Consider the following 2589-nt stretch of genomic DNA (forward strand, 5'->3'; position numbering starts at 1 on the left):
GTAGCTCCGTAACTGTTACACCGGGCGCTATATAATAACAAACCAGCTCGTTCTGGTGATCATTGTTCTTATGCGCCATCACCACTACTTCCTGCATACCAGGCATGCCCAGTACGGCCTGTTTGATCTCGTTCAGCTCTACACGGATGCCGTTCACCTTCACCTGCTCATCCAAACGGCCCAGTATTTCTATGTTGCCATCCGGCAGGTACTTACCCATGTCACCGGTTTTGTGCATAAGCTCCGTACGGTCTTTCACAAAAGGGTTCTGGATAAATACGCTGGCAGTTAAAGCCGGGTCTTTATAATAACCTTTTGTCATGAAAGGTGTGCGGATGTATACTTCACCGATCTTACCCGGCTCGCATAACTGGCCCTGGTGTAAGATCATCACAGCCGTGTTGCTGATGGGCTGCCCTACGTGCATTACCTGGGAAGCATCTGCCGGGGCTTCTTTAATACGGTAAAAAGTTTTGGCCAGGGTGGTTTCAGAAGTGCCGTACAGGTTCACGATCTCTACATGTTGCGCGGCAGTACTGAACCACAACTGCAGGTCCTTACCATACAGGGGTTCACCGGCCATCAGGATATGCTTCAGCTCCGGCAGGCGTACTTCCGCAGCATCCTGCGCAGCTAATTCTTTGCTCATTAAGCGCCAGAGGGAGGGCACGCAATGCACCAGCGTTACGCGCTGTGCTTCCAGCCACGCCATTAGCGTAATAACATTAGAACGGGTTTCCGGTAAGGGCACACACAAAGTACCGCCACAGCTCAGGGGCAGCAGCACATCGCGCAGGGAAGCATCAAAAGTGATCTGTGAAAGCTGGCTTACCTTGAAGGTTTCATTTACGCCAAACTCTTTCAGCTCCCAGTGTATAAAATGGCTCAGGCTATCATGGCAGCCCAGGAATGCCTTGGCAGCGCCGGTGGAGCCGGAGGTATAAAAGATATAGTTACTGTCGCCCGGTTCATTGATCAGCGCCGGGTTTTCAGCTGAATAGTTCTCATAAGGCAGGTCCTCCATTACCAGCAGATGCGGTATATCCAGCTCCAGCTCGCGGATCAGGGTTTGCGCTGTTTCCTGCAAGGCGCGGCAGGTGATCAATACCCGTGTAGCCGTTTGCGTAAACATCTGCAGCAAACGCTTACGGGAAAATGCCGGGTCCATAGGCAGGTATACCCCGCCTGACTTAAACACTGCCAGCAGCGCGGTGGCCAGCTGAATACCCGCGGGCGCCAGCACGCTCACCACCTCATCCTTACCTACGCCTTTTTCTCTTAAAAGGTGCGCCAGCTGGTTAGCCTGCTTATTCAGCTCCTGGTAAGTGACCTGCTGCGTTTCCTCTGCTACGGCTATGTTATCGGGCACGCGCAGCACCTGTTGTTCAAATACGGTATGTATGATCCTTTTATTCATAAAAAGAGATTAATAGTCGTTACTGATACTTTCCAGCTGATGTACAGGTGCATGCTGGCGCATAACCGGCAGCTGTGCGTTGAGGGCAGTTAAGGATTGCTCCGGCTGTTGCAGAATAGCATTCATTAACAGCAGCAGCTTATCTTTCATTTGCACCATAGTGCTTTCCTCAAACAGGTCGGTATTATATTCCAGGATCACGCTCATGGTGTTGCCGGTTTCAATGAACTTCACGGTTAGGTCAACCTTGCTATAAGTATGGCCGGTTTCAAAAGGCGTGATCTTCAGATTGGCATCTTCGGCCTGTACCCAGGGCGTATCGCTATGCTGCACCCATACATCTGTTAAGGGAGAGCGGCTGGGATCATGTTCCAGGTGTAAGGCTTCCACCAGCTGATCAAAGGGATATACCTGGTGCTCATAAGCACCCAGTAAAGTTTGTTTTACGTTCTTCAGCAGCTGTAAAAAGCTATCTTTCCCTTGCAGCCGGGTTCTGATGGCCAGCATGTTCACGTACAGGCCCAGCTGCTCATCCAGGTCTTTATGCACACGGCCTGCTACGGGCATGCCGGTTACAAGATCATCCTGGCCGGAGTAGTGGTGTAATAATACCTTCACCGTAGCTAACAGGCACATATACACGCTTGCATCCTGCGTACGGGCCAGCGCTTTAATACCGGCTGTTAAGGTTTCATTGATCTCAAATTCCAGGGTAGCGCCGTTGGTGGTTCTGGCTAATGGCCGCGGGTGATCGGCAGGCAGCTGTAAGGCCGGTCCCATATCTTCAAACTGTTGTAGCCAGTAACGGCGGTGCGCCTGCCAGCTTTTATCGTTCACCTGGTTATTTAACCAGGCCGCATAATCCTTGTACTGGATCTTCAGTGCAGGCAAGGCGGTGTTCTTATTATTATACAATGCCAGCAGCTCTTTTACCATTACCTGTATTGACCAGCCATCAGAAATAATATGGTGCATGGCAAACAGGAACACATGTTGATCTGTTGCAACCTTCAGCAGCATAGCTTTTAACAGCGGACCGCTTTCCAGGTTAAAAGGGGTGCGGAACAATTGTGCCGCCATGTGGCGGGCTGTTTGCAGCGCCTGCGGATCGTTGGTCAGGTCTTTACAATCAATATGAAAGATCTGCGCACCCGCCTCCTGTACCCGGAACT

At 51.1% G+C, this 2589-nt stretch carries 2 protein-coding genes; both read right to left on the bottom strand.

Annotated elements, in window-relative coordinates; translation table 11 throughout:
* Nucleotides 1-1417 (bottom strand): amino acid adenylation domain-containing protein (locus VIM87_RS00485; protein WP_331995064.1); only part of this gene is annotated, 1417 nt, incomplete at its 3' end.
* A gap of 9 nt (nt 1418-1426) precedes the next feature.
* Nucleotides 1427-2589 (bottom strand): condensation domain-containing protein (locus tag VIM87_RS00490; RefSeq protein WP_331995065.1); only part of this gene is annotated, 1163 nt, incomplete at its 5' end.

The sequence above is a fragment of the Chitinophaga sp. genome, from assembly GCF_036569125.1.
GTDB lineage: Bacteria > Bacteroidota > Bacteroidia > Chitinophagales > Chitinophagaceae > Chitinophaga.